Source organism: Stutzerimonas stutzeri (genome assembly GCF_002890915.1).
GTDB lineage: Bacteria > Pseudomonadota > Gammaproteobacteria > Pseudomonadales > Pseudomonadaceae > Stutzerimonas > Stutzerimonas stutzeri_AF.
In genome coordinates, this window is sequence record NZ_POUT01000003.1 from 238,920 (window position 1) to 265,917 (window position 26,998).

At 66.2% G+C, this 26,998-nt stretch carries 24 protein-coding genes; 14 read left to right on the top strand and 10 right to left on the bottom strand.

Annotated elements, in window-relative coordinates; translation table 11 throughout:
• The first annotated feature begins 2 nt into the window (after nucleotides 1–2).
• From pilW to der, 7 genes are all read left to right on the top strand, one after another.
• Entirely contained in the window at nucleotides 3–761 is a 759-nt protein-coding gene (gene pilW / locus CXK94_RS08200) for a type IV pilus biogenesis/stability protein PilW (protein ID WP_037038446.1), read from the top strand.
• On the top strand, nucleotides 758–1,732 hold the full coding sequence (locus CXK94_RS08205; RefSeq protein WP_102893945.1) for a RodZ domain-containing protein: 975 nt from the start codon (nucleotides 758–760) through the stop codon (nucleotides 1,730–1,732). The genes pilW and CXK94_RS08205 overlap by 4 nt, the downstream gene beginning before the upstream one ends.
• Nucleotides 1,733–1,742: 10 nt before the next feature.
• Nucleotides 1,743–2,855 (top strand): flavodoxin-dependent (E)-4-hydroxy-3-methylbut-2-enyl-diphosphate synthase, encoded by a 1,113-nt coding sequence (gene ispG / locus CXK94_RS08210; protein WP_037045004.1) that lies wholly within the window; start codon nucleotides 1,743–1,745, stop codon nucleotides 2,853–2,855.
• A gap of 16 nt (nucleotides 2,856–2,871) precedes the next feature.
• Nucleotides 2,872–4,161 carry a histidine--tRNA ligase gene (gene hisS, locus CXK94_RS08215; RefSeq protein WP_037045005.1) on the top strand — a complete coding sequence of 430 codons (1,290 nt, stop codon included), beginning with the start codon at nucleotides 2,872–2,874 and terminating at the stop codon, nucleotides 4,159–4,161.
• Nucleotides 4,162–4,188: 27 nt separating this feature from the next.
• Nucleotides 4,189–4,830, top strand: a complete 642-nt coding sequence (locus CXK94_RS08220; RefSeq protein ID WP_037045007.1) for a YfgM family protein — start codon at nucleotides 4,189–4,191, stop codon at nucleotides 4,828–4,830.
• A gap of 3 nt (nucleotides 4,831–4,833) precedes the next feature.
• Nucleotides 4,834–5,982 carry an outer membrane protein assembly factor BamB gene (gene bamB, locus CXK94_RS08225; protein ID WP_037045009.1) on the top strand — a complete coding sequence of 383 codons (1,149 nt, stop codon included), beginning with the start codon at nucleotides 4,834–4,836 and terminating at the stop codon, nucleotides 5,980–5,982.
• 104 nt (nucleotides 5,983–6,086) lie between these two features.
• Nucleotides 6,087–7,583 (top strand): ribosome biogenesis GTPase Der, encoded by a 1,497-nt coding sequence (gene der, locus CXK94_RS08230; protein ID WP_037045011.1) that lies wholly within the window; start codon nucleotides 6,087–6,089, stop codon nucleotides 7,581–7,583.
• An 890-nt stretch (nucleotides 7,584–8,473) separates the two neighbouring features.
• On the opposite strand, the gene cysE is transcribed toward der, so the two are convergent.
• Entirely contained in the window at nucleotides 8,474–9,268 is a 795-nt protein-coding gene (cysE, locus tag CXK94_RS08235; RefSeq protein WP_102893946.1) for a serine O-acetyltransferase, read from the bottom strand.
• Between the two features lie 155 nt (nucleotides 9,269–9,423).
• On the opposite strand from cysE, the gene CXK94_RS08240 reads away from it, so the two are divergent.
• From CXK94_RS08240 to CXK94_RS08250, 3 genes are all read left to right on the top strand, one after another.
• Nucleotides 9,424–10,572 carry a pyridoxal phosphate-dependent aminotransferase gene (locus CXK94_RS08240; protein WP_102893947.1) on the top strand — a complete coding sequence of 383 codons (1,149 nt, stop codon included), beginning with the start codon at nucleotides 9,424–9,426 and terminating at the stop codon, nucleotides 10,570–10,572.
• A complete protein-coding gene (locus CXK94_RS08245; protein WP_037042298.1) occupies nucleotides 10,560–11,354 on the top strand; it encodes an amidohydrolase in 795 nt (264 codons plus the stop codon). The genes CXK94_RS08240 and CXK94_RS08245 overlap by 13 nt, the downstream gene beginning before the upstream one ends.
• A gap of 287 nt (nucleotides 11,355–11,641) precedes the next feature.
• Entirely contained in the window at nucleotides 11,642–12,175 is a 534-nt protein-coding gene (locus tag CXK94_RS08250) for a flavin reductase family protein (protein ID WP_102893948.1), read from the top strand.
• Here the strand turns inward: CXK94_RS08250 and CXK94_RS08255 are convergent, their stop codons facing one another.
• The 5 genes from CXK94_RS08255 to leuA all read right to left on the bottom strand — a co-directional run bounded on the left by CXK94_RS08255 (nucleotide 12,176) and on the right by leuA (nucleotide 17,271).
• Nucleotides 12,176–12,544, bottom strand: a complete 369-nt coding sequence (locus CXK94_RS08255) for a DUF2784 domain-containing protein (RefSeq protein ID WP_102893949.1) — start codon at nucleotides 12,542–12,544, stop codon at nucleotides 12,176–12,178.
• The gene (locus CXK94_RS08260) at nucleotides 12,544–13,173 is read right to left on the bottom strand and encodes a DUF2238 domain-containing protein (protein WP_037042308.1); all 630 of its coding nucleotides are present in this window, start codon (nucleotides 13,171–13,173) and stop codon (nucleotides 12,544–12,546) included. The genes CXK94_RS08255 and CXK94_RS08260 overlap by 1 nt, the downstream gene beginning before the upstream one ends.
• A gap of 84 nt (nucleotides 13,174–13,257) precedes the next feature.
• Nucleotides 13,258–13,971: an endonuclease gene (locus CXK94_RS08265; RefSeq protein WP_102893950.1), complete on the bottom strand. Its 714-nt coding sequence runs from the start codon at nucleotides 13,969–13,971 to the stop codon at nucleotides 13,258–13,260.
• A gap of 241 nt (nucleotides 13,972–14,212) precedes the next feature.
• Nucleotides 14,213–15,268 (bottom strand): NAD(P)-dependent alcohol dehydrogenase, encoded by a 1,056-nt coding sequence (locus tag CXK94_RS08270; protein ID WP_102893951.1) that lies wholly within the window; start codon nucleotides 15,266–15,268, stop codon nucleotides 14,213–14,215.
• 332 nt (nucleotides 15,269–15,600) lie between these two features.
• Nucleotides 15,601–17,271: a 2-isopropylmalate synthase gene (gene leuA, locus CXK94_RS08275; RefSeq protein WP_037042312.1), complete on the bottom strand. Its 1,671-nt coding sequence runs from the start codon at nucleotides 17,269–17,271 to the stop codon at nucleotides 15,601–15,603.
• A 318-nt stretch (nucleotides 17,272–17,589) separates the two neighbouring features.
• Here leuA and CXK94_RS08280 point away from each other — a divergent pair, with 318 nt between their 5' ends.
• Both CXK94_RS08280 and CXK94_RS08285 read left to right on the top strand, forming a co-directional pair.
• On the top strand, nucleotides 17,590–17,946 hold the full coding sequence (locus CXK94_RS08280) for a DUF2946 domain-containing protein (RefSeq protein WP_037042314.1): 357 nt from the start codon (nucleotides 17,590–17,592) through the stop codon (nucleotides 17,944–17,946).
• 55 nt (nucleotides 17,947–18,001) lie between these two features.
• On the top strand, nucleotides 18,002–20,197 hold the full coding sequence (locus tag CXK94_RS08285) for a TonB-dependent copper receptor (protein ID WP_102893952.1): 2,196 nt from the start codon (nucleotides 18,002–18,004) through the stop codon (nucleotides 20,195–20,197).
• Between the two features lie 165 nt (nucleotides 20,198–20,362).
• Here the strand turns inward: CXK94_RS08285 and CXK94_RS08290 are convergent, their stop codons facing one another.
• From CXK94_RS08290 to xseA, 4 genes are all read right to left on the bottom strand, one after another.
• Nucleotides 20,363–21,658, bottom strand: a complete 1,296-nt coding sequence (locus CXK94_RS08290) for a mechanosensitive ion channel family protein (protein WP_102893953.1) — start codon at nucleotides 21,656–21,658, stop codon at nucleotides 20,363–20,365.
• A 101-nt stretch (nucleotides 21,659–21,759) separates the two neighbouring features.
• Nucleotides 21,760–22,302 carry a hydrolase gene (locus CXK94_RS08295; protein ID WP_037042318.1) on the bottom strand — a complete coding sequence of 181 codons (543 nt, stop codon included), beginning with the start codon at nucleotides 22,300–22,302 and terminating at the stop codon, nucleotides 21,760–21,762.
• Nucleotides 22,303–22,328: 26 nt separating this feature from the next.
• Nucleotides 22,329–23,153: a peptidoglycan DD-metalloendopeptidase family protein gene (locus CXK94_RS08300; RefSeq protein ID WP_037042320.1), complete on the bottom strand. Its 825-nt coding sequence runs from the start codon at nucleotides 23,151–23,153 to the stop codon at nucleotides 22,329–22,331.
• A gap of 177 nt (nucleotides 23,154–23,330) precedes the next feature.
• On the bottom strand, nucleotides 23,331–24,707 hold the full coding sequence (gene xseA, locus CXK94_RS08305) for an exodeoxyribonuclease VII large subunit (RefSeq protein ID WP_037042347.1): 1,377 nt from the start codon (nucleotides 24,705–24,707) through the stop codon (nucleotides 23,331–23,333).
• Between the two features lie 114 nt (nucleotides 24,708–24,821).
• Between xseA and CXK94_RS08310 the strand changes: the two genes are divergently transcribed.
• Nucleotides 24,822–25,373, top strand: coding sequence for a hypothetical protein (locus CXK94_RS08310; RefSeq protein WP_037042324.1), 552 nt, complete (start codon nucleotides 24,822–24,824; stop codon nucleotides 25,371–25,373).
• Nucleotides 25,374–25,499: 126 nt separating this feature from the next.
• Nucleotides 25,500–26,969, top strand: coding sequence for an IMP dehydrogenase (guaB, locus tag CXK94_RS08315; protein WP_037042326.1), 1,470 nt, complete (start codon nucleotides 25,500–25,502; stop codon nucleotides 26,967–26,969).
• Nucleotides 26,970–26,998: the final 29 nt, after the last annotated feature.

The window sequence follows — 26,998 nt, forward strand, 5'->3', positions numbered from 1 at the left end:
CGATGATTTTGCGCACTGCGCTGCTGCTTCTACTGACCGGCCTGATGGCCGGTTGTGTGTCTTCTGGAACTGTCGATCCGCTGAAGACCGAGGAGGGCCGGCAGCAGGCCCGCGATGCCTATATCCAGCTGGGCATCGGCTATCTGCAGCAGGGCGCCGCTTCGCGCGCCAAGACACCGCTGCGCAAGGCGCTGGAAATCGACCCGCGCAGTGCCGATGCGCATGCCGCGCTGGCGCTGGTGTTCCAGACCGAGATGGAGAACGACCTGGCGGACAAGCACTACCGCGAGGCGCTCTCCAATCGTCGCGACGCCCGTATCCTCAACAACTACGGCAGCTTCCTGTACGAGCAGCAGCGCTATTCAGAAGCCATGGAACGCTTCACCCAGGCGACCGAAGACAACCTCTACCCCGAGCGCGCCCGGGTCTTCCAGAATCTCGGCCTGACGGCGCTGAAGCTGGGGCGCCGCGACGACGCCGAGCGCTATTTCACGCGCTCGCTGCGCCTGGACAGCCGCCAGCCCATGGCGCTGCTGGAACTGGCGATGATGGCCTACGAGGACAAGCAGTACGTTCCGGCCAAGCGTTATTACAACAGCTTCAGCCAGTTGGCCGAGCAGAATGCGCGTAGCCTGCTGCTCGGCATTCGCCTGGCCAACATCCATCAGGAGCGCGATACCGCTGCCAGCCTCGGGCTCCAGCTGAGGCGGCTGTATCCTGGCACGGATGAGTACAAGCAATTTCTCTCGGAGCAACGATGACCGCGCCGCATCCAGAATCCGCTGCACCGGTGGCGATGGGCAGCAATCCCGGCGAGACGCTGCGCAGCGCTCGCGAAGGCAAGGGCTGGACCCTGTCTGCGGTGGCCCAGCAGCTGAACCTCACCGAACGCGCCCTGGCTCGTATCGAGGCCGGGGATTTCAGCCAGTTGCCCGGGCATACCTTCGCCCGCGGCTATGTGCGGGCCTATGCCAAGTTGCTGGGGCTGGACCAGAACCGGCTGGTCCAGGAGTTCGACCAGCACACCGGCACCGACGCCTCGGGTAGCAGCGTCACCAGCCTGGGCCGTATCGAGGAGCCCGGACGCCTGTCGCGCAACGTCATGCGCTTCTTCGGCTTCGCCTTGTTGCTGGTGCTGGCCGGCGCCGCCTTCTACTGGTGGCAGGAGCGTGCGGCGCGCGAGGAATCGGCCCCCGCCGTGACCGCCCTGGAGCGCATCGAGGTGGAAAGCGCCGACGGCACCACGCAGATTCACATGCTCGACCGTGCCGAAGACTCGGAGCCGGCCGAAGAGGCGCCGCTGCCGCTTGCGGATGAGCCGGCCACCGATGCAGCGCAGGCCGTCACCGAGCCGGCTGAGGCCGAAGCGCCTGTCGAGCCTGCGCCGAGCGAACCGACCGCCGAAGCGCCGGCCGAACCGGCCGTCGAGGCATCCGCGCCGCCGGCGCAAACGCCCGTCGCGGATGCCCCGGCGAGCGTCGCGGCGCCTGGTGAGGCGCGTCTGGACCTGCGCTTCACCGCCGATTGCTGGACCCGGGTGACCGATGCCGACGGCCGCGTGCTGTACAGCGCGCTGGCCAAGGCCGGCAGCAGCACCAGCGTCAGCGGCAAGGCGCCGCTGGACGTGCACCTGGGCTACGCCCGTGGCGCCCAAGTCAGTTACAACGGCGAGGCCGTGAGCGTCGCTTCATACATGCGCGGCGAGACGGCGCGCTTCAAGCTCGGACAGTAGTAGGCTGATCATGCATTCCGAATCCCCTATCAAGCGCCGCCAGTCCCGCAAGATCTGGGTGGGCAGCGTTCCGGTCGGTGGCGATGCGCCGATTTCCGTGCAGAGCATGACCAATACCGAAACCTGCGACGTCGAGGCGACGGTCGGCCAGATCCAGCGCCTGGCCAATGCCGGCGCCGATATCGTGCGGGTCTCGGTGCCTTCCATGGAGGCCGCCGAGGCCTTTGGCCGGATCAGGCAGCGCGTGCAGCTGCCGCTGGTCGCCGATATCCACTTCGATTACCAGATCGCCCTGCGGGTGGCCGAACTCGGCGTCGATTGCCTGCGCATCAACCCGGGCAACATCGGCCGCGAGGATCGCGTGCGCGCGGTGGTCGATGCCGCGCGCGACAAGGGCATCCCGATCCGCATCGGCGTCAACGCCGGCTCCCTGGAAAAGGACCTGCAGAAGAAATACGGCGAGCCCACCCCGCAGGCGCTGGTGGAGTCCGCGCTGCGCCATGTCGAGCACCTCGATCGGCTGGACTTCCAGGACTTCAAGGTCAGCGTCAAGGCGTCCGACGTGTTCATGGCCGTCGAGGCCTACCGCCTGCTGGCCCGCCAGATCGAGCAGCCGCTGCACCTGGGCATCACCGAGGCCGGCGGCCTGCGCTCGGGCACGGTGAAGTCGGCGGTCGGGCTGGGCATGCTGCTGGCCGACGGCATCGGCGACACCATCCGCGTGTCGCTGGCCGCCGACCCGGTGGAGGAGATCAAGGTCGGCTTCGACATCCTCAAGTCGCTGCACCTGCGCTCGCGCGGGATCAACTTCATCGCCTGCCCGAGCTGCTCGCGGCAGAACTTCGATGTGGTCAAGACCATGAACGAGCTGGAAACCCGCGTGGAGGACCTGCTGGTGCCGATGGACGTCGCGGTGATCGGCTGCGTGGTCAACGGCCCGGGCGAGGCCAAGGAGGCGCATATCGGCCTCACCGGCGGGAGCCCGAACAACCTCGTCTACATCGACGGCAAGCCGGCGCAGAAACTGAACAACGACAACCTCGTCGACGAGCTGGAACAGCTGATCCGGCGCAAGGCCGCCGAGAAGCTCGCGGCCGATGCGGCGCTGATCGCACGCAGTTGATTTTTAAGGAACCCCATTGAGCAAGTCCCTGCAAGCCATTCGTGGCATGAACGACATCCTGCCGGCGCAGACGCCGACCTGGCGCTACCTGGAAAGCACCTTCGCGCAACTGCTCGACAGCTATGGCTACAGCGAGATCCGCCTGCCGATCCTCGAGTTCACCGACCTGTTCGCCCGCGGCATCGGCGAAGGCACCGACGTGGTGGACAAGGAGATGTACACCTTCCTCGACCGCAACGAGGAGTCCCTGACCCTGCGTCCGGAAGGTACCGCCGGCTGCGTGCGCGCCGTGCTCGAACATGGCCTCACCGGCGGCGGCCAGGTGCAGAAGCTCTGGTATACCGGGCCGATGTTCCGCTACGAGAAGCCGCAGAAGGGCCGCTACCGGCAGTTCCACCAGATCGGCGTGGAAGTCTTCAACCAGCCCGGACCGGATATCGATGCCGAGCTGATCGTACTCACCGCGCGGCTGTGGAAGCTGCTCGGCATGGCCGATGCAGTGACCTTGCAGCTCAACAGCCTGGGCTCCAGCGAGGCGCGTGCGCGCTACCGCGATGCGTTGGTGGCCTACCTGCAGCAGCGTTTCGAGCAACTCGACGAGGACAGCCAGCGCCGCCTGACCACCAATCCGCTGCGCATCCTCGACAGCAAGAACGCCCAGACCCAGGCGTTGCTGGCGGATGCGCCGACCCTGCACGACTACCTCGACGAGGAGTCGCGCGCGCATTTCGAGGGGCTCAAGGCGCGCCTGGATGCGGTCGGCATCGTCTACGAGATCAATCCCAAGCTGGTGCGCGGGCTGGATTACTACGGTCGCACGGTATTCGAGTGGGTGACCGACAAGCTGGGTGCGCAGGGTACCGTCTGCGCCGGTGGCCGCTACGACGGGCTGGTCAGCCAGTTCGGCGGTAAGCCGACGCCGGGCGTCGGTTTCGCCATGGGCGTCGAGCGCCTGGTGCTGCTGCTGGAAACCCTCATGCTGGTTCCGGAAGAACTGAACCCTGCCCCGCATGCCTATATCTGCGCCTTCGGCGAGGCTGCCGAACTGGCGGCACTGGCGCTGGCCGAACGCCTGCGCGACGCCCTGCCGGGGCTACGGCTGCTGGTCAATGCCGGTGGCGGCAGCTTCAAGAGCCAGTTCAAGAAGGCCGACAAGAGCGGTGCGCGCTTTGCGTTGATTCTCGGTGAGGACGAACTGGCCGGGCGCGTGGTAGGTTGCAAGCCGCTGCGCGACGACAGCGAACAACAAAGCATTGCCTGGGATGCTCTGCCCGAGCGTCTGGCTGCCTGCCTCGAGCAGGTCTGAGACTAAGCGAATGAAAGGAGTGACAGTGTGACCTCGGGTACCGAAGAAGAACAACTGGCGCAAATCAAGGAGTGGTGGCAGCGCAACGGCACGCCGCTGCTGCTGGGGGGCGCGCTCGCCCTGGTGATCGTGTTCGGCTGGCAGTTTTGGCAGAAGTACCAGATCAGCCAGGCGCAGAGCGCCTCGGTGGTCTATCAGCAACTGCTGACCGCGGCACTGGAGGGCGGCGAAGTCGATGCCGCGGAAGTGTCGCGCCTGGGCAACCAGCTGAAGAAGGACTTCGCCGGCACCCATTACGCGCAATACGGCAGCCTGTTCGTCGCCAAGGTCGCGGTTGAGTCCGGGCGTCTCGACGAGGCGGCCAGCGAGCTCCGTGCGATCATCGACAAGCCGGCCGACGCGACCCTCGACGAACTGGCACGCCAACGCCTGGCCCGGGTGCTGGCCGTCCAGGAGAAAGCCGAGGAAGCTCTCAAGCTGCTGGACGGCGAGGCGGACAAGGCGTTTGCCGCCAGCCGCGAAGAACTCCGGGGCGATCTGCTGGTGCTGCTCGGCCGCAAGGACGAAGCCCATGCCGCCTACAGCAAGGCCAAGGAATCGCTGTCCCAGGACGCGGCCATTGGCGGTCTGCAATTGAAGCTGGATGACCTGGCCCGAGGGGAGGCGTAATCGATGCGCTGGAAGACTGCCGCGCTGCTGACCCTGGCCGTACTGGCCGCGGGCTGCAGCAGTAACGACACGAAGGAACCCGGGCCCGCCGAGCTGACCAAGTTCGACGCGGAAATCTCCTTGAAGAAGGAGTGGAGCCGCTCCATCGGCGAAGGCCAGGGTGAGACCTACAATCTGCTGACGCCGGTGGTCTATGGCGACCAGATCTACGCCGCCGACGTCGAGGGCCTGGTGGTTTCCATGGACCGGCTGACCGGTAAGGTCAACTGGAAGAAGAAGCTGGACGTGCCGGTCTCCGGCGCGGTCGGTGCCGGCTACGGCCTGATCCTGGTTGGCACCCTGCGCGGCGAGGTGCTGGCGCTGGATGTCAGCAGCGGCGAGGAGCGTTGGCGCAGCCAGGTCAGCAGTGAAGTGCTGGCCGCCCCGGCCGTCAACGGCGACATCGTCCTGGTGCAGACCCAGGACGACCGGCTGATCGCCCTGGAAATCGATACCGGCGCGCAGCGCTGGAGCTACGAGAGCTCACCCGCGGTACTGACCCTGCGTGGCACCGGCGCGCCGCTGCTGACCAACCAGCTGGCGATCGCCGGCCTGTCCAGCGGCAAGGTGGTCGCCCTGGATACCCGCCGCGGCCTGCCGGTCTGGGAGCAGCGGGTGGCGATTCCGCAAGGTCGTTCCGAACTGGAGCGGGTGGTGGACATCGACGGCGGCCTGCTGCTGTCCGGCGGTACGCTGTACGTCACCACCTACCAGGGCCGCGCCGCGGCGCTGGAGCTGGAAAGCGGGCGCATGCTCTGGCAGCGCGACGCCTCCAGCTATGCCGGTGTGGCGCTGGGCTATGGCAGCGTCTACCTGAGCCTGGCCGACGGCACCGTCGAAGGCATCGACGAGCGCTCCACCACGGCGCTGTGGCGCAACGAGTCGCTGGCCCGGCGGCAGCTCTCGGCCCCGGCGGTGTTGTCCAGCTATGTGGTGGTCGGTGACATCGAGGGCTACCTGCATCTGCTGAGCCAGGTCGATGGCCGTTTCGTCGCGCGCGAGCGCGTCGACAGCGCCGGCGTGCGTGTGCGTCCGGTGGTCGAGGGCGACTGGCTCTACGCTTACGGCAACGACGGCAAGCTGGTCGCGCTGACGATTCGTCAGGCCGACTGAGCGCGCATCGGGCCCGTGGCTCCGCCTTTGGTGGAGCCCTGAATATCCGGCCGCTGCCTTGCAGCGGCCTTCGTGTTTTCTGAAATATCGCAGTGGAGAGCCGCATGGTTCCCGTAATCGCCCTGGTGGGCCGTCCGAACGTCGGCAAGTCCACCCTGTTCAATCGCCTGACCAAGAGCCGCGATGCCATCGTTGCCGAGTACGCGGGGCTGACCCGCGATCGCCAATATGGCGAGGCCAAATGGCAGGGCCGCACCTATATCGTGATCGACACCGGCGGTATCTCCGGCGACGAGGAAGGTATCGATGCGAAGATGGCCGAGCAGTCGCTGCAGGCCATCGAAGAGGCCGATGCGGTGCTGTTCATGGTCGATTCGCGCGCCGGGCTGACGGCGGCCGACCAGATGATCGGCGAACACCTGCGCAAGCGGAACAAGCGCTGCTTCCTGGTGGCGAACAAGGTCGACAGCGTCGATCCGGACATCGCCCGCGCCGAATTCAGCCCGCTGGGCCTGGGCGACGCGTTGCCGATCGCCGCCGCCCACGGTCGCGGCATCAGCCACATGCTCGAGCAAGCGCTGGGGATCTTTCCCCGGGACGATGTCGCGGAGGACGAGCAGGGTGCCGAGGGCGAGGAAGGCGAGGGGGCCGAGGTCGTTGCCGAGGGTCAGGAGCCGCGCCGTGTTCCCGGGCCGAGCGAGAAGGATGGCATCAAGATCGCCATCATCGGCCGACCCAATGTCGGCAAGTCGACGCTGGTCAACCGCATGCTCGGCGAGGAGCGGGTCATCGTCTACGACCAGGCCGGCACTACCCGCGACAGCATCTACATCCCGTTCGAGCGCGACGAGGAGAAGTACACGCTGATCGACACCGCCGGCGTGCGCCGCCGCGGCAAGATCTTCGAGGCGGTGGAAAAGTTCTCGGTGGTCAAGACGCTGCAGGCGATCCAGGATGCCAACGTGGTGATCTTCGTCATGGATGCCCGCGAGGGGGTGGTCGAGCACGACCTCAACCTGCTCGGCTTCGTGCTGGAGACCGGGCGCGCGCTGGTCATTGCGCTGAACAAGTGGGACGGCATGGAGCCGGGCGAGAAGGACTATGTGAAGACCGAATTGGAGCGCCGGCTGTTCTTCGTCGACTATGCCGACATCCACTTCATCTCGGCCAAGCACGGCACCGGCGTCGGTCATCTGTACAAGTCGGTGCAGGCCGCCTTCAAGTCGGCGATCACCCGCTGGCCGACCAGCCGCCTGACGCAGATCCTCGAGGACGCGGTGCAGGAGCACCAGCCGCCGATGGTCAACGGCCGGCGCATCAAGCTGCGCTACGCGCACCTCGGTGGCGCCAACCCGCCGCTGATCGTGATCCACGGCAACCAGGTGGATGCGGTGCCCAAGTCCTACACGCGCTATCTGGAGAACACCTACCGGCGCGTGCTGAAGCTGGTCGGTACGCCGATCCGCATCGAGTACAAGGGCGGCGACAACCCTTACGAGGGCAAGAAGAACACCCTGACCGATCGCCAGGTGAACAAGAAGCGCCGCCTCATGTCGCACCACAAGAAGGCCGAGAAGAAGCGCCGCGACAAGAAGCGCTGAGCGTTTCTGTTAAGGTTCTTCGCGTTTATGGAGGACAGGGTTGCCTGACACCGGACTGGCAAGTTTGGGTGTGTTGAATGAAAGTTTTGCTTTCATGGGCGTTTAGCGAGTTGCTTGAAGGCTTGGTTTCGCCCTGCTGGGCGAGTTCCTTTTGGCAGTCGCCCGGATGGCCGGCCCCGCCAAAAGGAACCAAAAGGGCTTGCCCCTTGCATCCGGCCCTGCGCTACGCGCAGGGTTCGTTACTCGCTTCGCTCGCCCTCCGGGCCAGCCTGCGGCTGTTACTCCGCTACGCTCCGTTTCGCTCCATCGCCGCTCCGAGGGTCGTCGTACAAGGGCCATCCATGGCCCTTTACGACTCTCGCCGCGTCCCTGCGGCTCGCCCCTCTGCGCAACGATTCCACTCACCCTCCTGATGGGGCGTTTGGAGTTGCCTGATAGTTCGTGCATTGAGCAAAAAGCGAAAAGCAAAAACTTTGATCGTCCAGGCAACTCGGACTCCATTCCCCGTCAGGAGGCCGAGTGGAGGTGTCGCGCAGGGGGACGCGAGGCATGGACGCCGAGCGAGGAACGAAGGGACAGGGACGTCCCTTCGTGACGGCCCCCGGAGCGGCACCGGAAGGAGGGAAGTCTGGCCGCGCAGCGGACAGACCCGGATGTCGGGTGCCCTTCTTCTTTGGTTACTTTCTTGTTGGGCAAGCAACAAGAAAGTGACTCGGCCGGGGGGGCCGAAACCAGAAGTATCAGCACACTCGATAATCGATTTAACGACAAACTTCCAGACAAACCGAACAGCAGCACCATCACCCAAACTTGCCAGTCCGATATCAATCCTTGCTTCCCCCGAGAAAGCGCGATGAAGCGTTTTTAACGCAACCGATCGCGAACGGGTCTCAGCCTTCCTCGTCGAACGACTGATCCATATCCAGTGCCGGCCGCGCGTGCCGCGGCTTGCCGGCCTGACGCGCCGGGTTGCCGACCACCGTGGTATGCGGCGGGACCGTGTGCAGCACGATGCTGCCGGCACCGACCTTGGCGCCCTCGCCGATCTCGATATTGCCGAGAATCTTCGCCCCCGCGCCGATCATCACCCCGCTGCGCACCTTCGGATGGCGGTCGCCGCCTTCCTTGCCGGTGCCGCCGAGGGTCACGCCCTGCAGAATCGATACATCGTCTCCGACCACAGCCGTCTCGCCGATGACGATGCCAGTGCCGTGGTCGAGCATGATGCCGCTGCCGATCCTGCTCGCGGGATTGATGTCGATGCCCAGGCGTTCGTTGCAACGTGCCTGGATGAACAGCGCCAGCAGCCGTTCGCCCTGCCGCTGCAGGTGGTGTCCGATGCGATAGGCCTGCAGGGCGAGGAAGCCCTTGGAGAACAGCAACACTTCCAGCGCGCTGTCGAAGGCCGGGTCGCGGCTGACGATCGCCTGCAGGTCGCGCCAGGCCGATTCGGCCAGCTGTGGCTGCTGGCGGTGGATCTCGGCGAAACGTTCGGCCAGCGCCTGTCGTTGCTCGGCAGTGTCCGCCAGGGCCTGGCCGACCCGCTGGGCAAGGGTGCAGCCGAAGTCCGGGTGCTCGAGTACCGTCTGCCGGAAGAGATCGGCCAGTGCCGGTTCGGTATCCAGGGCCCGTTCCGCCTGGGCACGCAAGTCGTTCCATGAAGAGCTGGCAGAGTGAAACTGCATGGTGAATTCCTTGTGGCTATCGATCTGTGCCTTGTCGCTACAACTGTAGCAGGCCGAATCCTCACACCCCGGACGCGCTCGTATCCGGCCGCCGCGATCGGCTATCCTGTTTCTCCCTGCCGCATCCCGTCGGGCAGGCCTGTCGGAAGGCTGTGATGCTCATCAGTAAATTGCCCCATGTCGGCACGACCATCTTCACCACCATGTCCCAGCTGGCTGCGGATAGCGGTGCGCTCAACCTGTCCCAGGGCTTTCCCGATTTCGACGGCCCCGATGCCCTGCGCGAGGCGCTGGCGCGACATGTCATGGCCGGGCACAACCAGTACGCGCCGATGACCGGCCTGCCCGCGCTGCGCGAGCAGGTCGCGGCCAAGGTGGCCACGCTGTATGGCCGGCCGGTGGATGCGGCCAGCGAGGTGACGATCACCCCCGGCGCCACCCAGGCGATCTTCTGCGCGATCCAGGCGCTGATCCGGCCGGGCGACGAGGTCATCGTCTTCGATCCCTGCTACGACAGCTACGAGCCGTCCGTGCAACTGGCTGGCGGCATCTGCATCCACCAGCAGCTGAGCCTGCCGGATTTTCGCATCGACTGGCAGCGCCTGGCCGATGTGATCGGCCCGCGCACGCGGCTGATCGTCCTCAACACCCCGCACAACCCCAGTGGCGCGCTGATCGACGGCGACGACCTGGATCGCCTCGCCGCACTGATCCGCGAGCGCGATATCTACCTGCTCAGCGACGAGGTCTACGAGCACCTGGTCTTCGACGGCCGCGAGCACGCCAGCGTGCTGCGCCACGACGAGCTGTACCGGCGCAGCTTCGTCGTCAGCTCGTTCGGCAAGACCTACCACGTCACCGGCTGGAAGACCGGCTACGTGGTGGCGCCGCCGGCACTCAGCGCCGAGCTGCGCAAGGTTCACCAGTACGTCAGCTTCACCGGCGTGACGCCGCTGCAATGGGCGCTGGCCGACTTCATGGCCGCGCATCCCGAGCACATCGCCGAGCTGCCGGCCTTCTACCAGGCCAAGCGCGATCTGTTCTGCGACCTGCTGGCCGGTTCACGCTTCGGTTTCAAGCGGGCCGCGGGGACCTACTTCCAGCTGGCCGACTATTCGGCGATCCGGCCGGATCTGGACGATGTGGCGATGGCCGAATGGTTGACGCGCGAACATGGCGTGGCGAGCATTCCGATCTCGGTCTTCTATCAGCAGGCGCCGGCGGATCTGCGGCTGGTGCGTTTCTGTTTTGCCAAACGGGAGGAGACGCTGCGTCAGGCGGCGGAACGACTATGCGCGATCTGAACGATTTGCCGGATCTCGAACTGGCCCTGATACAGACCAGCCTGGTCTGGCAGGATGCGGCGGCCAACCGCGAGCGCTTCACCGTGCTGCTGGAACAGGCGCGCGGCGCCGATCTGATCATTCTTCCGGAAATGTTCACCACCGGCTTCTCCATGGACTCCGCCGCCCTGGCCGAGCCCGAGGAAGGGCCGAGCTATGTCTGGCTGCGCGAGCAGGCCGTCCGGCTGGATGCGGTGGTGACCGGCAGCGTGATCATCGAGGCCGCCGACGGCAGCCACCGCAACCGCCTGCTCTGGGCGCGGCCGGATGGCGAGGTGCTGCACTACGACAAGCGCCATCTGTTCCGCATGGCCGGCGAGCACAAGCACTACACGCCGGGGCTGCAACAGGCCCTGTTCGAGGTGAATGGCTGGCGCGTGCGGCCGCTGATTTGCTACGACCTGCGTTTCCCGGTCTGGAGCCGCGACCCCCACGGCACCGATCTGCTGCTCTATACCGCCAATTGGCCGGCCGCCCGGCGCGATGCCTGGAACCGCTTGCTGCCGGCCCGGGCCATCGAGAACCTGTGCTTCGTCGCGGCGGTCAATCGCGTCGGCGAGGACGGCAAGGGCTATCCCTACAGCGGCGACAGCCAGGTGCTGGATTTCAAAGGCGATACGTTGCTGGCAGCCGGCGAGGCCGACGGGGTGTTCCGGTGCTCGCTGAGGGCCAGGGACCTGGCCGCTTTCCGCGAGCGCTTCCCGGCCTATCACGATGGCGACGAATTCGAGCTGAAGGCCTGACGCTGGTCCGGTAGCTTGCGCATTGGCTTTGGCTTTGGCTTTGGCGGCAGGCCTGCGGCCTGCATCGCCGCGAGGGCGTGCCCACAGGCTCGCTGGATGCTTGCTGCTTTTGTGGGAGGCCCGACCCCGGGGCGATGCTTTTGGTTTTGGGCAGGCTTGTGGCCTGCATCGCCGCGAGGGCGCGCCTCCCACAGGGTTCGGTGTGGGCTGGCTGCTTTTGTGGGAGCCGACCCGGGGCGATGGATGGGCTATGGTCTGATCATGCTGTTCGATTCGGGAGTGGTTCGATGAAAACCCCGCTTTCCCTGTCCGATGTCTATGCCATTCTCGAGCCCGGCCCCGTGCTGCTGCTCGGTACCGCGCAGGATGGCCGCGCCAACCTGATGGCCATGTCCTGGCACTGCATGCTGGAGTTCGAGCCGCCCCTGGTCGGCTGTGTGGTCAGCGCGGCGAACTACTCCTTCGCTGCGCTGCAGGCGACCGGCGAATGCGTGCTCAACGTCCCCACCGATGACCTGGCCCGGCAACTGGTGGGGTGCGGCAACAGCCACGGCGACGAAACCGACAAGTTCGCCCGCTTCCGCCTCACCGCGGTGCCGTCCGCCCGGGTGGCGGTACCGCGGGTGGAGGAGTGCTACGCGAATCTGGAATGCCGCGTGGCCGACCGGCAATTGGTCGGCAGCTACAACTTCTTCATTCTCGAGGTGCTGCAGGCCTGGCACGATCCCGCAGTCACGGCACCGCGCACGCTGCACCATCGCGGTTATGGCCGGTTCATGCTGGCGGGAGAGGAGATCCAGCTGGACTCGGCGATGCGCTGATCAGCGCGATACCCGGCGCCTGTGCCACAGCCAGCCATAGACCAGCAGGTTGATCGCGACGACCACCGCCGCCAGCACGTACTGCAGCGGTAGCGTCAGCCAGTGCGGGTAGATGATCGGCAACAGGTAGTGCTCGATGAAACCGCCACTGTAGCCGACCTCCCCGGCGCGGATGCGCAGGGCCTGTTCCCAGCCGGTGAGCGGGCAGCCGCGGTCGGCCAGCTGCACGTAGATCGCCCAGCCCACCGCCGGCAGATGCAGCGACAGCAGCCAGCGCCGGCATGCCACCAGCAGACCGCCGAACAGGGCGAACAGCACGAACCCCAGGTGCAGCACCAGCAGGGCATCGGCGCCGAGCCGGTAGAGCATTAGCGCGCGTCCACGGCATGCCGCTCGAGCGCGGCAATCTGCCGGTCCTGCAGGCGGTCGAGGCCGAGCAGCACCAGGCTGGCGCCGAGCAGTGCGAGCAGCATGTCCGACTGCGTATCCCAGGGGTCGCCCTGGGTGCCGAGGAAATCGATGGCGCCGCCGCCGGCAATCAGCGCCACCCACCATTCGATCAGTTCGTAGAAGGCGCTGAACGCCAGCGCCACGCAGATCGCCAGGAAGTTGAGCATCGCTCCGCGGGCGAGGTAGCGCCGGCGCAGCAGGATTTCCCGGGCGACCAGCATCGGCACCAGGCCCTGCATGAAGTGGCCGAGCTTGTCGTAGGGATTGCGCTGCAGGTCGAACAGCTCCTGCACCCAGAAACCCAGCGGCACGCGTGCATAGGTGTAGGCGCCACCGAGAATCAGCACCAGTGCGTGCACGGTGATCAGGACATAGAGCAGGCGAGTCAGGGGGAAACGCCGGTAGGTCAGCAGCAGGACCGGCGCGGCGATCAGCACCGGTGCGACTTCGAGCAGCCAGGTCGCGCGGTCGTAGGGGGCGATGCCGGAAACGATCAGGGCTAGCAGCACCGCCAGCCCGAGGGTTGCGTAAAAGGTCGTCTGCGGCATACCGGCCCTGCCCAATTCATGCGGGCCTACAGCATGCCCCCCGGCATGGGTGGCGGCAAGCGGCCGGCGCGTCGCCGGCGGTCTTCAGCGGCTGGCCACGGCCTTGCGCCGGCCGCAACTGCGCGGGTCGACCTCGCCGACGTGAGGGTTGGCGTTGCCCTGCACGCAGGCGATGCTGCGGTTGCGCCAGCGTTCCCACTCGCTGACCGGATACTGGCGGTTCCAGACGTCGTACAGCCGCTGGTCCTGGCGTGACAGGCGCAATTTGTAGCGCTCGCTCATGTACAGATATGTCCGGGCGATGGCGCCACGGCTGTATTCGGGCGGCATCGCCGTACGCTGCTTGAAATTCACCACGAAGGGGCAGGCGCCATACTGGCCGGGCTTCTCGGCGAGCATGCCGAAACCGAAATTGCTGCGGTCGCCGTTCACCTCGCCGACCACCGGCACCAGGTTGTGCAGGTCGGCCTCGGCACGGCTGAACAGCGGATCGTTGGCGGTGCAGTTCTTGCGTCCGCCCTGTTGCCAGCACTGGCGCTGGTGGCCGATCACCCAGGCGGGGACGATGTGTTCCCATTCGACCCGTTCGGCACGCTGGGGCTGCTTGCGCGGGACATAGCCGCAACTGGCGAGATCGATACGGTTGCCCTGGAAGCGGCAACCGCAGTAGAAGTCCACGGGGCGCTCGGCATAGATCTTCCAGGCCAGCTTCTTCGCTTCGCGGAAGGTGCGCGGCGCCTCGGAGTGAGCATTGGAGGAAAACAGCAGGGCAAGCAGGAACACGCTGAAGCGACGCATGGGTATCTCGACGACTGACTGAGAGACGCATCCGTGCGGGGCCGCGCATGTTACCTGCCGAACAACTAAAAATCATGAAAAACAATGAGTTAGTTGGTTGCTCAAGTGAAGTGGGGGGATGGGCGGCGAGGCGAAAGGGGGCTAAGAGGAGATGTCCGGCGCCTGATCGCCCCATATGGGAGCCAGCTTGCTGGCGATGGCCATTCAACGGCACCGCCAGCAAGGCTGCACACTCCGCTGCTCAGGCGGCCTTCAGCGTCGCCATGTCGATGACGAATCGGTACTTCACGTCGCTTCTGAGCATCCGCTCGTAGGCGTCGTTGATGTCCTGCATGCGGATCATCTCGATGTCCGCGACGATGCCGTGCTCGGCGCAGAAATCGAGCATCTCCTGGGTCTCCGCGATGCCGCCGATCAGCGACCCGGCGATCCGCCGGCGCTTGAAGATCAGCCCGAACACGTTCGGCGACGGGTGCGGCGAGGCCGGGGCACCCACCAGGGTCATGGTGGCGTCGCGCTTGAGCAGGTTGAGGAAGGCGTCGAGGTTGTGCGGCGCGGCAACCGTATTGAGGATGAAGTCGAAGCTGTTGGCGTGCGCGGCCATCTCGTCCTGGTTCTTCGATACCACCACTTCCGAGGCGCCGAGGCGCAGGGCGTCTTCCTTCTTGTCCGGCGAGGTGGTGAACAGCACGACCTTGGCGCCCATGGCATTGGCGATCTTCACCGCCATGTGGCCGAGGCCGCCGAGGCCGACCACGCCGACTTTCTGCCCCGGGCCGACCTTCCACTGGCGCAGCGGCGAGTAGGTGGTGATGCCGGCGCAGAGCAGCGGCGCGACGGCGGCCAGGTTGTCGGTATGGCTGACGCGCAGCACGAACTTCTCGTCCACCACGATAATGTCGGAGTAGCCGCCCAGGGTGTTCTCGCCGCCGCCGAACGCCGGGCCGTTGTAGGTGCCGACGAAACCGTTCTCGCAGTATTGCTCGAGGCCTTCGCCGCAGGACGGGCAGTTGCGACAACTGTCGACCAGACAGCCGACGCCGGCGATGTCGCCGACCTTGAAACGCGATACGGCCGAACCGACCGCGGTGACCCTGCCAACGATTTCGTGGCCGGGAACCGAGGGGTAGAGCGTGTTGTTCCATTCGTTGCGGGCGGTGTGCAGGTCCGAGTGACAGACACCGCAGTAGAGAATGTCGATCTGCACGTCGTTCGCTCCGACGGCACGGCGCGAGAACGAATAGGGGGCGAGCGGCGTGCTCGGGTCGAGGGCGGCGTAACCGATGGCCTTGCTCATGGCGGCTCCTTTGGATTGAAGGGGTGAGTCAATCCTAGTACCGATCCCGGCTGGAGCGATTGCACGATCCTGCCGATGCCTGACGCGTTCCTGCTGGAAGAACCATCGCAGGAGCCCGCTTGCGGGCGAACCGCGGCGGCGATCGCCGGCAAGGACTCGGCGTCCCCCCGGCTCCAAATCAACGCGCGGGCTGGAGGCCGATGCTCGTGCAACAAGCGATGGTTCGTGGGCTTTAGCCTAGGGTAGGCTTTTGCTAGGCTGAAGTGGAGCGCCGCCCGGCCCACCCCTTCGCAGGAAAAGCGGCGAGCCCGCTGGAGGCTCGCCGGTGGAGGTCAGGCGGCCTTCGCTTCGGCCTCGCGCACCGCGCGGTTCAGCGCGCTGAACAGGGCGCGGATGCTCGCCGTGGTGATGTTCTCGTCGATGCCGATGCCATGCAGCGGCCGCTCGCCGTCCAGGCGCACCTCGATGTAGGCCGCGGCCTTGGCGTTGCTGCCGGCGCCGATGGCGTGCTCGTGGTAGTCCATGATCTCCAGCTTGACCGGCAAGGCGGCGACCAGCGCCTCCAGCGGGCCCTTGCCGATGCCGCGCCAGTGGGCGGTCTCACCGTCGCTCGCGACCTCCACGTCCACTGCACTGGTGCCGTTCTCTTCCTGCAGGCGATGGCCCTTGAGCGTGTACGGCGCGGTGGCCTGCAGGTATTCGGCTTCGAGCAGCGCATGAATCTGCTTGGCGCTCATTTCCAGGCCGAGGCGGTCGGTCTCCTTCTGCACCACCTGGCTGAACTCGATCTGCATGCGGCGTGGCAGGCTGATGCCGTATTCCTGTTCGAGCAGGTAGGTGATGCCGCCCTTGCCGGACTGGCTGTTGACGCGGATCACCGCCTCGTAGCTGCGGCCGATATCGGCCGGGTCGATCGGCAGGTAGGGGACTTCCCAGAGGCCGTTCGGGTCCTGCTGGGCGAAGCCCTTGCGGATCGCATCCTGGTGCGAGCCGGAGAAGGCGGTGTGCACCAAGTCGCCGACGTAGGGGTGGCGCGGGTGCACCGGCAACTGGTTGCATTCCTCGACCACCTTGCGCACCGCGTCGATGTCGGAGAAGTCCAGCTGCGGGTCGACGCCCTGGGTGTACATATTCAGCGCCACGGTGACCAGGTCGACGTTGCCGGTGCGCTCGCCGTTGCCGAACAGGCAGCCCTCGACGCGATCGGCGCCGGCCATCAGGCCCAGCTCGGTGGCCGCCACGCCGGTGCCGCGGTCGTTGTGGGTGTGCAGGCTGATCAGCACGCTGTCGCGCCGGGCGATGCGGCGGCCGAAGTATTCGATCTGATCGGCATAGATGTTCGGCGTGGCCGCCTCGATGGTGGCCGGCAGGTTGAGGATCAGCTTTTGCGCGGGCGTCGGCTGGAACACCTCGATCACCGCGTTGCACACCTCGACGGCGAAATCGGTCTCGGTGGAGCTGAACACCTCGGGCGAGTACTCGAAGCGCCAGTCGGTTTCCGGCGCGGCAGCGGCCAGACGCTTGATGATCTGCGCGGCACTGACCGCGATGTTCACCACGCCGGCCTTGTCCTGGTTGAAGACGATGCGGCGGAAGCTCGGCGCGGTGGCATTGTAGTAGTGGACGATGGCCCGCTTGGCGCCCTTGAGCGACTCGAAGGTACGGGTGATCAGGTCCTCGCGGGCCTGGGTCAGCACCTGGATGGTGACGTCGTCGGGAATATGGCCACCGTCGATCAGCTCGCGGACGAAGTCGAAGTCGGTCTGCGAGGCGGAGGGGAAGCCCACCTCGATTTCCTTCACGCCCACCTGCACCAGGGTCTTGAAGAAGCGCATCTTCTTCGCTGCATCCATCGGCTCGATCAGCGACTGGTTGCCATCGCGCAGGTCGGAACTGAGCCAGATCGGCGCCTGGGTGATGGCCTTCGATGGCCAGGTGCGATCGGGGATATCGATGGCCGGAAAGGCGCGATATTTTTTCGATGGATTCTTGAGCATGGTCATGGTGGTTTCCCGAGCGTTCTTCGGGCGAGCCGCTTTTCTGCTCGCCTGATTCAATGAGTTATGGTGCGAAGTTAGTGCTTTATGGTTGTCTCGTGCAAGAGTTGAAAGAAAAATGGTGAAAAACTCCAATATAGAAGAATAAGAAGAATTTCGTGCTGCGATGCGCGCGAAAACATGTGCTTGTTTGCTCGCGAGGATTGCGGCCTCATGTCGCAGCGTGGTGCCTGAAGCAGGCATGCGATCATCCCGGCACCCCCGCAGGGTACAAGTCACGCTTTACTGAAGGACCGATCGGTGTCACGCAAACGGCTAACGACAATGAGCATCTGGCTTGGCCTGTTCGCCATGCTGATGATCCATGTCGGGCCGTTGTATTCGGCCGTTCAGGCCGCCCAGGCGAACGAGCACCATCATCAGCATGCCGGGCACGAGCCTGCGCCGTCCGCCCATGGTCATCATCGGCAGGCGGTGGGGGAGCCCGCATGGCTGTCGGCGCTCGAGCTCTGCGGCTACTGCGAACTGCTGACGGTCAACCCGCCGCTCACGCTTTCCGTCGCGCTGGTCCTGCCCCGTCATGAACCCGGCTACTTCCAGCCGCTCCCCGAGCAACCGCTGCCGCCGGCCTTGCGCCGCAGCAGCGGCCACCCGCGCGCTCCACCGTATTTCCACTGCTGATTGCCCATGAGCCGCTTCGCCGCGGCTGTACACACCTGCAGAAGTGGAAATACCTATGCCCAGCAATATTCGTGGCTATGAGGCGCGTGCGCGCCTGTCCGACCGTTTTTCGATTCAACCATCCCGTCTGCGTTGGCAGTTCGCCCATGCGGCGCTGCTGGCAATGCTTGCCGGTGGCGCTCTGGCGGCCGAGACCGACCATACCGGCCATGCCGAGCAGGCGGACGCCGTCGAGCTGGCGCCGATGGTCATCACTGGCGTTGGCCAGCAATCGCCGCTGACCGTGGTCACCGACCCGAAGATTCCGCGCCAGCCGATGCCGGCCAGCGACGGCGCCGATTACCTGAAAACCATTCCGGGCTTTTCCGCCGTGCGCAACGGCGGGGTGAACGGCGATCCGGTGTTCCGCGGCATGTTCGGCTCGCGGCTGAAGCTGCTCAGCAACGGCGGCGAAATGCTCGGCGCCTGTCCGAACCGGATGGATTCGCCGAGTTCCTACATCAGCCCGGACACCTTCGACAAGCTGACGGTGATCAAGGGACCGCAGACCGTGCTCTGGGGCCCAGGCACCTCGGCCGCCACCGTGCTCTTCGAACGGGAGCCGGAACAGTTCAGCGAACCCGACTACCGCCTCAATGGCAGCCTGCTGGCCGGTTCCAACGGGCGTTTCGATCGCAACCTCGATGCGGCCGCCGGCAATAGCCAGGGTTACGCGCGGCTGATGGCCAACAGCTCGCAGGCCGACGACTACGAGGACGGCAACGGCGACACCGTGCCGTCGCGCTACGACAAGTGGAACACCGATGTCGCCCTGGGCTGGACGCCGGATGCCGACACCCTGGTCGAGCTGACCGCGGGCCGTGGTGACGGTTACGCACGCTATGCCGGACGTGGCATGGACGGCAGCCAGTTCCAGCGCGAGAGCCTGGGATTGCGCTTCAAGAAGACCAATATCGGCGAGACCTTCTACGGCCTGGAGGCGCAGGTCTACTACAACTACGCCGACCACATCATGGACAACTACAGCCTGCGCGACTTCGTGCCCTCGATGATGATGCCGAATCCGACGCTTTCCCGAGTGGATCGCCGTACGCTCGGCGGACGTCTGGTCGGCACCTGGCAGTGGACCGATGTCGAACTCAAGGCCGGTGTCGACGCGCAACGCAGCGAGCACCGCAAGGTGATGAACCCGGCGGGTGCCGCCAACCAGATGGTCACTGCGGCTGGCAGCGATGCGCTGCCCTGGGTACCGGACGCCATGTTGCACAGCTACGGCCTGTTCGGCGAGCTGACCTGGGACATGAGCGAGACCCGGAAGATTGTCAGCGGCCTGCGGATAGACCTGCACGAGGCCGAGGACCAGCGCGCATTCTTCCGCAGCCACGATACCTCCAGCATGCCCATCGTCTCGCGCGACTGGGACAACCCCACCGCCGGCGAAACCCGCCGCGACACGCTGTACAGCGGCTTCGTGCGTTACGAGGAAGAGCTCGCCGGCCTGCCGGCGACCTGGTATGCCGGCCTCGGCCATGCCGAGCGCTTCCCCGACTACTGGGAACTGTTCGTCTCCAACCCGGGGCCGGTCGGCACCGTACAGCCGTTCGACACGGTACGCCCGGAGAAGACCACGCAGCTCGATATCGGCCTGCAGTATGCCAAGGGGCCGCTGGAAGCCTGGGTGTCCGCCTACGCCGGTGTGGTCGAGGACTACATCCTGTTCAGCTACGTGCCCGGGGCGATGCCCAACATGATCCGTGCCGAAGTCAGCAACATCGACGCCACCATCGCCGGTGCCGAGATGGGCGCGAGCTATCGCTTCACCCCCAACTGGAAGGGCGATGCCAGCCTGGCCTACGCCTGGGGCGAGAACCGCAGCGACGATCGCGCCATGCCGCAGATCCCTCCGCTGGAAGGGCGCCTGGGCCTCACCTACGAGCGTGACAACTGGAGCACCAGCGCGCTCTGGCGTGTGGTCGCGGCGCAGAACCGGGTGGCCGAGAACCAGGGCACCGTGGTCGGCAAGGACTTCGACGAGAGCGCCGGGTTCGGCGTACTGGCGGTCAATGGCGCGTATCGGCTGAACAAGCACTTCAAGCTCAGCGCTGGCGTCGACAACCTGCTGGACAAGAACTACAGCGAGCACCTCAACCTGGCCGGCAGTGCCGGCTTCGCCGACTATGGGCTCGATGCCACCAGCCGCGTCAACGAGCCGGGGCGTACCTACTGGGCGCGCGTCGACATGAGCTTCTGATCCGGCACAACCGCTGCAAGAGTGGGGATGCCGTCTCATCCCCACTCCGGACGTAGGTTGGCGCTGAGGCGCGGGGCGCTGTGGTGCGGCTCATGGCGCTGGCTTCAGGGATGAGGCAATGGGCAGCGCTCGGCGCCGCGCCATGCCTCGTGCCTCAGCGCCAACCTACGATTGACTGGTCATTTCCACCGAATGCCCCGCCGACCGGTGCAATGCCGGTGCGTCGTGCGGCTCCAGCGATTGGCGCCACTCGCGCATGTCCGCCCCGCTGGGGTGCTGGAACACGCGCAAGCCGAACTCCGGCAGGATCGCCAGCAGGTGGTCGAAGATGTCCGACTGGATCGCCTCGTACTGCGTCCAGGCCACCGTATTGGTGAAACAGTAGATTTCCAGCGGCAAACCATCGGCGGTCGGGCTCAGTTGCCTGACGATCAGCGTCATGCCCTGGTGAATGCCCGGGTGGCTGCGCAGGTAGCGCTCGACATAGGCGCGGAAGGTGCCGATGTTGGTGACGCGGCGGGTATTGACCGGCTCCTGGCCACGCTCGGCGAGCTTGGCGTTCCAGGCATCGATCTCCTGGCGCTTGTTGACCAGATAGTCCTCCAGCAGGCTGAAGCGATACAGCCGCTTGCGCTCCTCGGCATCGAGGAAGTGCACGCTCTGCTGATCCAGGTAGAGGCTGCGCTTGATTCGCCGGCCACCGGACTCCTGCATGCCGCGCCAGTTCTTGAACGAATCGGAGATGAAGCGCTTGGTCGGGATGCTGGTGATGGTCTTGTCCCAGTTCTGCACCTTGACCGTGTGCAGGGCGATGTCGATCACGTCGCCGTCGGCATTGAGCTGCGGCATCTCCACCCAGTCGCCGACGCGGATCAGGTCGTTGGAGGTGATCTGCACACTGGCCACCAGCGACAGCAGGGTGTCCTGGAAGATCAGCATCAGCACCGCGGCCATGGCGCCGAGGCCGGACAGCAGGATCAGTGGCGAGCGGTCGATCAGGGTGGCGATGATCAGGATGGTGGCGATCGCGTAGAGCACGATCTTCACCACCTGCAGGTAGCCCTTGATCGGGTGCAGGTGGGCGTCCGAGCGCCGCTGGTAGAGTAGGTTGACGATGTCCAGCACCGCGCCGAGGGCCAGGGCGACGGTCAGTACGATGAAGCCGCCGCAGACGTTGCGGACCACCGTCACCGCGGCGTCCGGCAGTCCCGGAACGGTGCCGACGCCGAGCGACAATACCAGCGCCGGGACGATGTTCGACAAACGCTTGATGACGCCGAAGTCCTGCAGCTGGGTATCGCGCACATGTCGCAGTAGGTGGTAGAGGCCGCGTACCAGGATGCGCTTGACGATCCAGTTGGACAACCACGCGGCGAGGAGCAGGGTCGCGCTGGCGAGCAGCGTCTGCAGTTCGGGGTGGGCTCTGAGCCAGTCCAGCCAGCCGGCCAGGTCGTCAGTCATGGGGGCTCCATCGGGTTGTGGGGCGGCGGGAAGGGCCGCTGGGGCGCGACCTTAGCAAAGCCGCATGGAGACGCCCAGCCGGCTGTTGCGTCCGCGGCGATTCAGCGGATGAATTCGCGGCTGATGCGCTTGAACAGCTCGGTGCCGGCGCGCTCCATCCATTCGAAGGCGACCATCTCCCGCGAAACGATCACCGCGCCGGCCTGGCGCATGCGCGCAAGTGCCAGCGCCTTGTCCGAGGCGCGGCGCGAACCGACCGCCTCTTCGACGACGAACACCTCATGGTCCCGCGCCAGCAGGTCGAGCACCGTCTGCAGGACGCAGACATGGGTCTCGCAGCCGCAGACCACGAACTGTCGACGCTCGCCACCGGGACGCTTGAACAGCTCGCCGTCGCCGGCCGCGGAGAAGTGCAGCTTCTCGAGGATCGCCGCCTCGTCCACGCCCTCGCGCAGGGGCGCGACGGTGAGGCCGAGGCCCTTGCTGTACTGCTCGGTGAGCAGCACCGGTACGCCGACCTGCCGGGCGACCTGTTGCAGCCAGGCGGTGTGCTCGGCCATGGCGGCGCCGTCGAGGATCGCCGGGAACAGCCGTTCCTGTATATCGACGACCAGCAGGGTGGATTCCGTGGCTTTGATGCGCATCGCTGTCATTCCTCGTGGTGATGCGTTCAGGGCTTGAACGCGCCGATAAAGATGGCCGGGTCGACCCGGGTGTCGTTGAGGCTCACGTTCCAGTGCAGGTGAGGCCCGGTGGCGCGGCCGGTGGCGCCCACCTTGCCGAGCACCTCGCCGCGGCCGAGCCGGTCGCCGACCTTCACGTCGACCGCGGACAGGTGGCAGAACATGCTGATCAGCCCCTGGCCGTGGTCGAGGAAGACCGTCTTGCCGTTGAAGAAGTAGTCGCCGACGAGCGTCACCGTGCCGGCGGCCGGTGCCTTGATCGGCGTGCCGGCCTTGGCGGCGAAGTCCAGCCCCGAATGCGGGTTGCGCTCCTCGCCGTTGAAGAAGCGGCGCAGACCGAACGGCGAGGACAGCGGGCCGTCCACCGGCCGGTCGAACAGCAGGTTGCTCGGCTGGTTCTGGCTGAACTGGCGATAGGCGCGGGTCTGCTCGTCCAGTTCGCGCGCGATGCGCTTGAGATCGTCCGGGTTCGGATTGACCTGGCGCTGGTTCTTCAGCGTGATGTGCTGCGCGCGGTATTCGCGGGCGTCGACCCGGAAGCGCTGCGGGCGGCCGTCGACCTGCAGCTGCTGCTCGCCGGGTTGCACCGTGAGTGGGATGCCGACGATGGCGATCCAGCGCTGGCCGTCTTCCTTGATCACCAGCGCCGGTTTGTCCTGGTAGCGCACCTGCGGCGCCTGCGGACCATGCCCGGCTGCGATGACGGCAACGCCCCCGGGCACCGGTTTGTTCAGCAGGCGGGTGATGAAGCCTTCGGCATGGGCGGGAAGGGCAAAGGCGAGGGACAGCAGCAGGACGACGGTACGTGGCATGGGGGGTTCCGCTGGGAGGGATGGCTCATCCTCGCGTAAACGCCTGGCGAGGGAAAGGGGACGATGTTTGGCAGGCCTGCGGCCTGCATCGCCGCGAAGTCGCGCCTCCCACCGGGTTCGGAGTGCACCGGTTGCCTTTGTGGGAGGCCCGACCTCGGGGCGATGTTTTTGGTGCTTTTAAAGCAGCGGCAGCGTGACCGGCTCGAGATGATTGTCTTCCACCCTGACCTCCAGCTCGCCTTCGCCGAGCCGGGCCTTGAGCCGTTGGCCGGGGTGCGCCTGGCTGGCGCGGCGGATCGCCTGGCCGCGTTCGTCGAGCAGGATGCTGTAGCCACGGCCGAGGGTGGCCAGCGGGCTGACGATATGGAGCGTCTGCACCAGGCCCTGCAGCTGCTGGCGCCGGCCGTTCAGCGAGGCTTGCATCGCCCGCGGCAGGCGCTCGGAGAGATGCTCGAGGCGCTGGCGCAGCAGTTTCAGCGTGCGCCCCGGATGCTGTGCGGCGAGGCGCGTGTCTAGGCGCGCCAGGCGTTCCTGGCCACTGCACAGGCGCCGGTCGATGGCGCGCAGCAGGCGCTGTTCGAGATCGTCGATACGCTGGGCCTGTTGCTGCAGGCGCTCGCCGGGATGGCGCAGGCGCCGGGTCAGGCTCTCCAGACGCATGGCATCGCGGTGCAGGCGGTCGCGCATGCGCAGCAGCAGGCGTTGCTGCAGGCCGTTCAGGCGCTGCTGGAGGTCGGCGCTGCTGGGCGCCAGCAGCTCGGCGGCCGCCGAGGGTGTCGGCGCGCGCACGTCGGCGACGAAATCGGCGATCGACACGTCGGTCTCGTGGCCCACGGCGCTGACGATCGGCGTGGCGCAGGCATCCACCGCGCGTGCCACGGCTTCCTCGTTGAAGCACCAGAGGTCCTCCAGCGAGCCGCCGCCGCGGGCCAGGATCAGTGCATCGAAACCCTGGGCGTCGGCCAGCTGCAAGGCACGGACGATCTGCCCGGTGGCTTCGCGGCCCTGTACCGCGGTGGGGATCAGGGTCAGCTCGACCTGCGGCGCGCGGCGGCGGAACACCGAGATGATGTCGCGGATCACCGCGCCGGTCGGCGAGCTGACGATGCCGATGCGCCGCGGATGGGCGGGCAGGGCGGCCTTGCGCTCGGCGGCGAACAGACCCTCGGCGGCGAGCTTTTCCTTCAGCGCCTCGAAGGCCAGGCGCAGCGCGCCATCGCCGGCCGGTTCGACGCTGTCGAGGATCAGTTGGTAGTCGCCGCGACCCTCGAACAGCGAAACCTTGCCGCGCACGCGCACCGCCAGGCCGTCGCGCAAGGCCTGGCGTACTCGCGCAGCGTTCTGCCGGAACAGCGCGCAACGCACCTGGGCGTTCTTGTCCTTGAGGGTGAAATAGATGTGGCCGGACGCCGGGCGGGCGAGATTGGATATTTCGCCTTCGACCCAGACTTGGGCGAACACGTCCTCGAGCAACAGCCGGGCGCGGCCGTTGAGCTGGCTGACGGTGAGCACTTCGCGGTCGAGACCGAGGCGCTGGAAAGGATCTTTGAGCATGGCGGCGATGATACGGGAAAAAGGCGCGAAGGGCGCCGGCGACCGGGCGCGATTGACCTGGGCGGCCAGCGCATTAAGCTGCGCGCTGCCCTTCGCCTTCCGTCCGAGCCGTTCATGAGCCACAGCCAAGCGATCATCGTGCCGCGCATTTCCACCTTTCCCGCGCATGAGCCCCGGGCGCGGGTGATCCTGCGCTGGCTCGCCGAGCGCCGCATCGTCGAGGCGCTGCCGACCACCTGCGGCCGCGGCGTGGGCGGCATGGCCTATGCGATCGCCCCAGGAGCGCGCGACGTGGTGCGGCACCCGGAACTGCTGCCGTTCGGCGAGGCGATCAACGGTCTGGAGGTCGTCACCCGGCGCTGCATCTACACGCCGACCCGCGATTTCGCCGAGGAGGCCGGCTGTCCCGAGTGCCGCCGGGAAATCGGCGAGGCGCTGTTCGAGAGCCTGGATGACTGGATGCCCGGCCAGACCGACAACTTCAGCTGCCCGGAATGCGGCTTCGAGGACGACATCAACGGCTTCCTGTTCATCCCGGCCTGCGCCTTCTCCAACCTCGGCTTCATCTTCAACGGCTGGGGCGAGGCCGGCTTCGAACAGGCCTTTCTCGACGAGTTCGCCGAACGTCTGGGCTTTGCGGTGGCTCTGGTGATCGATCATCCGTGACCGGGCAGTCACTCCGGAGAGGCGGCGCCTGCCGTCGTTCGCGCCGCCGCTCACATCCGCATTGAGCGCAAGGAGGTGCGTGGGTATAATGCCGCGCTTCCTTTTTCCCGCCTGGGAGCCCCCGCCATGCTGCGTATCAGCCAAGAAGCCCTGACTTTCGACGATGTTCTCCTGATCCCGGGTTATTCCGAGGTTCTGCCGAAGGATGTCAGCCTGAAAACCCGCCTGACCCGCGAAATCGAGCTGAACATTCCGCTGGTTTCCGCAGCCATGGACACCGTCACCGAAGCCCGCCTGGCCATCGCCATGGCGCAGGAAGGCGGCATCGGCATCATCCACAAGAACATGAGCATCGAGCAGCAGGCCGCCGAGGTGCGCAAGGTCAAGCGCCACGAGACGGCCATCGTCCACGACCCGGTCACCGTGACCCCGGAGACCAAGATCAGCGACCTGCTGCGCAAGGCCCACGAGCTGGGCTTCTCCGGCTTCCCGGTGGTGTCCGGCAAGGAGCTGGTGGGCATCGTCACCGGCCGCGACCTGCGCTTCACGCCGAATGCCGGCGACTCCGTGGCGGCGATCATGACGCCCAAGGACAAGCTGGTCACCGTGCTCGAAGGCACCGGCCTGGAAGAGATCAAGACCAAGCTCTACGAACACCGCATCGAGAAGATGCTGGTGGTCGACGGCAGCTTCAACCTGCGCGGGCTGGTGACCTTCCGTGACATCGAGAAGGCCAAGACCTACCCGCTGGCCTCCAAGGACAGCCAGGGCCGCCTGCGCGTCGGCGCGGCGGTCGGCACCGGTGCCGATACCGGCGCCCGCGTCGAGGCGCTGGCCGCGGCGGGGGTCGACGTGGTGGTGGTGGACACCGCCCACGGCCACTCGCGCGGCGTGATCGAACGCGTACGCTGGGTCAAGGACAACTTCCCGCAGGTGCAGGTGATCGGCGGCAACATCGCCACCGCCGAAGCCGCGCTGGACCTGGTCAAGGCCGGCGCCGACGCGGTCAAGGTCGGTATCGGCCCGGGCTCGATCTGCACCACCCGTATCGTCGCCGGCGTCGGCGTGCCGCAGATTTCCGCCATCGCCAACGTCTCCGCGGCGCTGGAAGGCACCGGCGTGCCGATGATCGCCGACGGTGGCATCCGCTTCTCCGGCGACCTGTCCAAGGCCATCGTCGCCGGCGCCAACGCGGTGATGATGGGCTCGATGTTCGCCGGCACCGAAGAGGCGCCGGGCGAGATCGAGCTGTTCCAGGGCCGTTCCTACAAGGCCTACCGCGGCATGGGTTCGTTGGGCGCCATGTCCCAGGCCCAGGGTTCCTCGGATCGCTACTTCCAGGACTCCTCCGCCGGTGCCGAGAAGCTGGTGCCCGAAGGCATCGAAGGCCGCGTGCCGTACAAGGGCTCGCTGGCGGCGATCATCCACCAGCTGATGGGCGGCCTGCGCGCGTCCATGGGCTACACCGGCAGCGCCACCATCGACGAGATGCGCACCAAGCCGCAGTTCGTCCGCATCACCGGCGCCGGCATGGCCGAGTCGCACGTGCATGATGTGCAGATTACCAAGGAAGCGCCGAACTACCGGGTCGGCTGATCGGTTGACTCAACAGGTGCCGGAAGCTG

Bases quoted from the DNA above. Each gene is read 5' to 3' on its own strand.
- pilW (WP_037038446.1), top strand. From the start codon at position 3: ATGATTTTGCGCACTGCGCTGCTGCTTCTACTGACCGGCCTGATGGCC.
- CXK94_RS08205 (WP_102893945.1), top strand. From the start codon at position 758: ATGACCGCGCCGCATCCAGAATCCGCTGCACCGGTGGCGATGGGCAGC.
- ispG (WP_037045004.1), top strand. From the start codon at position 1,743: ATGCATTCCGAATCCCCTATCAAGCGCCGCCAGTCCCGCAAGATCTGG.
- bamB (WP_037045009.1), top strand. From the start codon at position 4,834: ATGCGCTGGAAGACTGCCGCGCTGCTGACCCTGGCCGTACTGGCCGCG.
- der (WP_037045011.1), top strand. From the start codon at position 6,087: ATGGTTCCCGTAATCGCCCTGGTGGGCCGTCCGAACGTCGGCAAGTCC.
- cysE (WP_102893946.1), bottom strand. From the start codon at position 9,268: ATGCAGTTTCACTCTGCCAGCTCTTCATGGAACGACTTGCGTGCCCAG.
- CXK94_RS08240 (WP_102893947.1), top strand. From the start codon at position 9,424: ATGCTCATCAGTAAATTGCCCCATGTCGGCACGACCATCTTCACCACC.
- CXK94_RS08245 (WP_037042298.1), top strand. From the start codon at position 10,560: ATGCGCGATCTGAACGATTTGCCGGATCTCGAACTGGCCCTGATACAG.
- CXK94_RS08250 (WP_102893948.1), top strand. From the start codon at position 11,642: ATGAAAACCCCGCTTTCCCTGTCCGATGTCTATGCCATTCTCGAGCCC.
- CXK94_RS08255 (WP_102893949.1), bottom strand. From the start codon at position 12,544: ATGCTCTACCGGCTCGGCGCCGATGCCCTGCTGGTGCTGCACCTGGGG.
- CXK94_RS08260 (WP_037042308.1), bottom strand. From the start codon at position 13,173: ATGCCGCAGACGACCTTTTACGCAACCCTCGGGCTGGCGGTGCTGCTA.
- CXK94_RS08265 (WP_102893950.1), bottom strand. From the start codon at position 13,971: ATGCGTCGCTTCAGCGTGTTCCTGCTTGCCCTGCTGTTTTCCTCCAAT.
- CXK94_RS08270 (WP_102893951.1), bottom strand. From the start codon at position 15,268: ATGAGCAAGGCCATCGGTTACGCCGCCCTCGACCCGAGCACGCCGCTC.
- leuA (WP_037042312.1), bottom strand. From the start codon at position 17,271: ATGACCATGCTCAAGAATCCATCGAAAAAATATCGCGCCTTTCCGGCC.
- CXK94_RS08280 (WP_037042314.1), top strand. From the start codon at position 17,590: ATGAGCATCTGGCTTGGCCTGTTCGCCATGCTGATGATCCATGTCGGG.
- CXK94_RS08285 (WP_102893952.1), top strand. From the start codon at position 18,002: ATGCCCAGCAATATTCGTGGCTATGAGGCGCGTGCGCGCCTGTCCGAC.
- CXK94_RS08290 (WP_102893953.1), bottom strand. From the start codon at position 21,658: ATGACTGACGACCTGGCCGGCTGGCTGGACTGGCTCAGAGCCCACCCC.
- CXK94_RS08295 (WP_037042318.1), bottom strand. From the start codon at position 22,302: ATGCGCATCAAAGCCACGGAATCCACCCTGCTGGTCGTCGATATACAG.
- CXK94_RS08300 (WP_037042320.1), bottom strand. From the start codon at position 23,153: ATGCCACGTACCGTCGTCCTGCTGCTGTCCCTCGCCTTTGCCCTTCCC.
- xseA (WP_037042347.1), bottom strand. From the start codon at position 24,707: ATGCTCAAAGATCCTTTCCAGCGCCTCGGTCTCGACCGCGAAGTGCTC.
- CXK94_RS08310 (WP_037042324.1), top strand. From the start codon at position 24,822: ATGAGCCACAGCCAAGCGATCATCGTGCCGCGCATTTCCACCTTTCCC.
- guaB (WP_037042326.1), top strand. From the start codon at position 25,500: ATGCTGCGTATCAGCCAAGAAGCCCTGACTTTCGACGATGTTCTCCTG.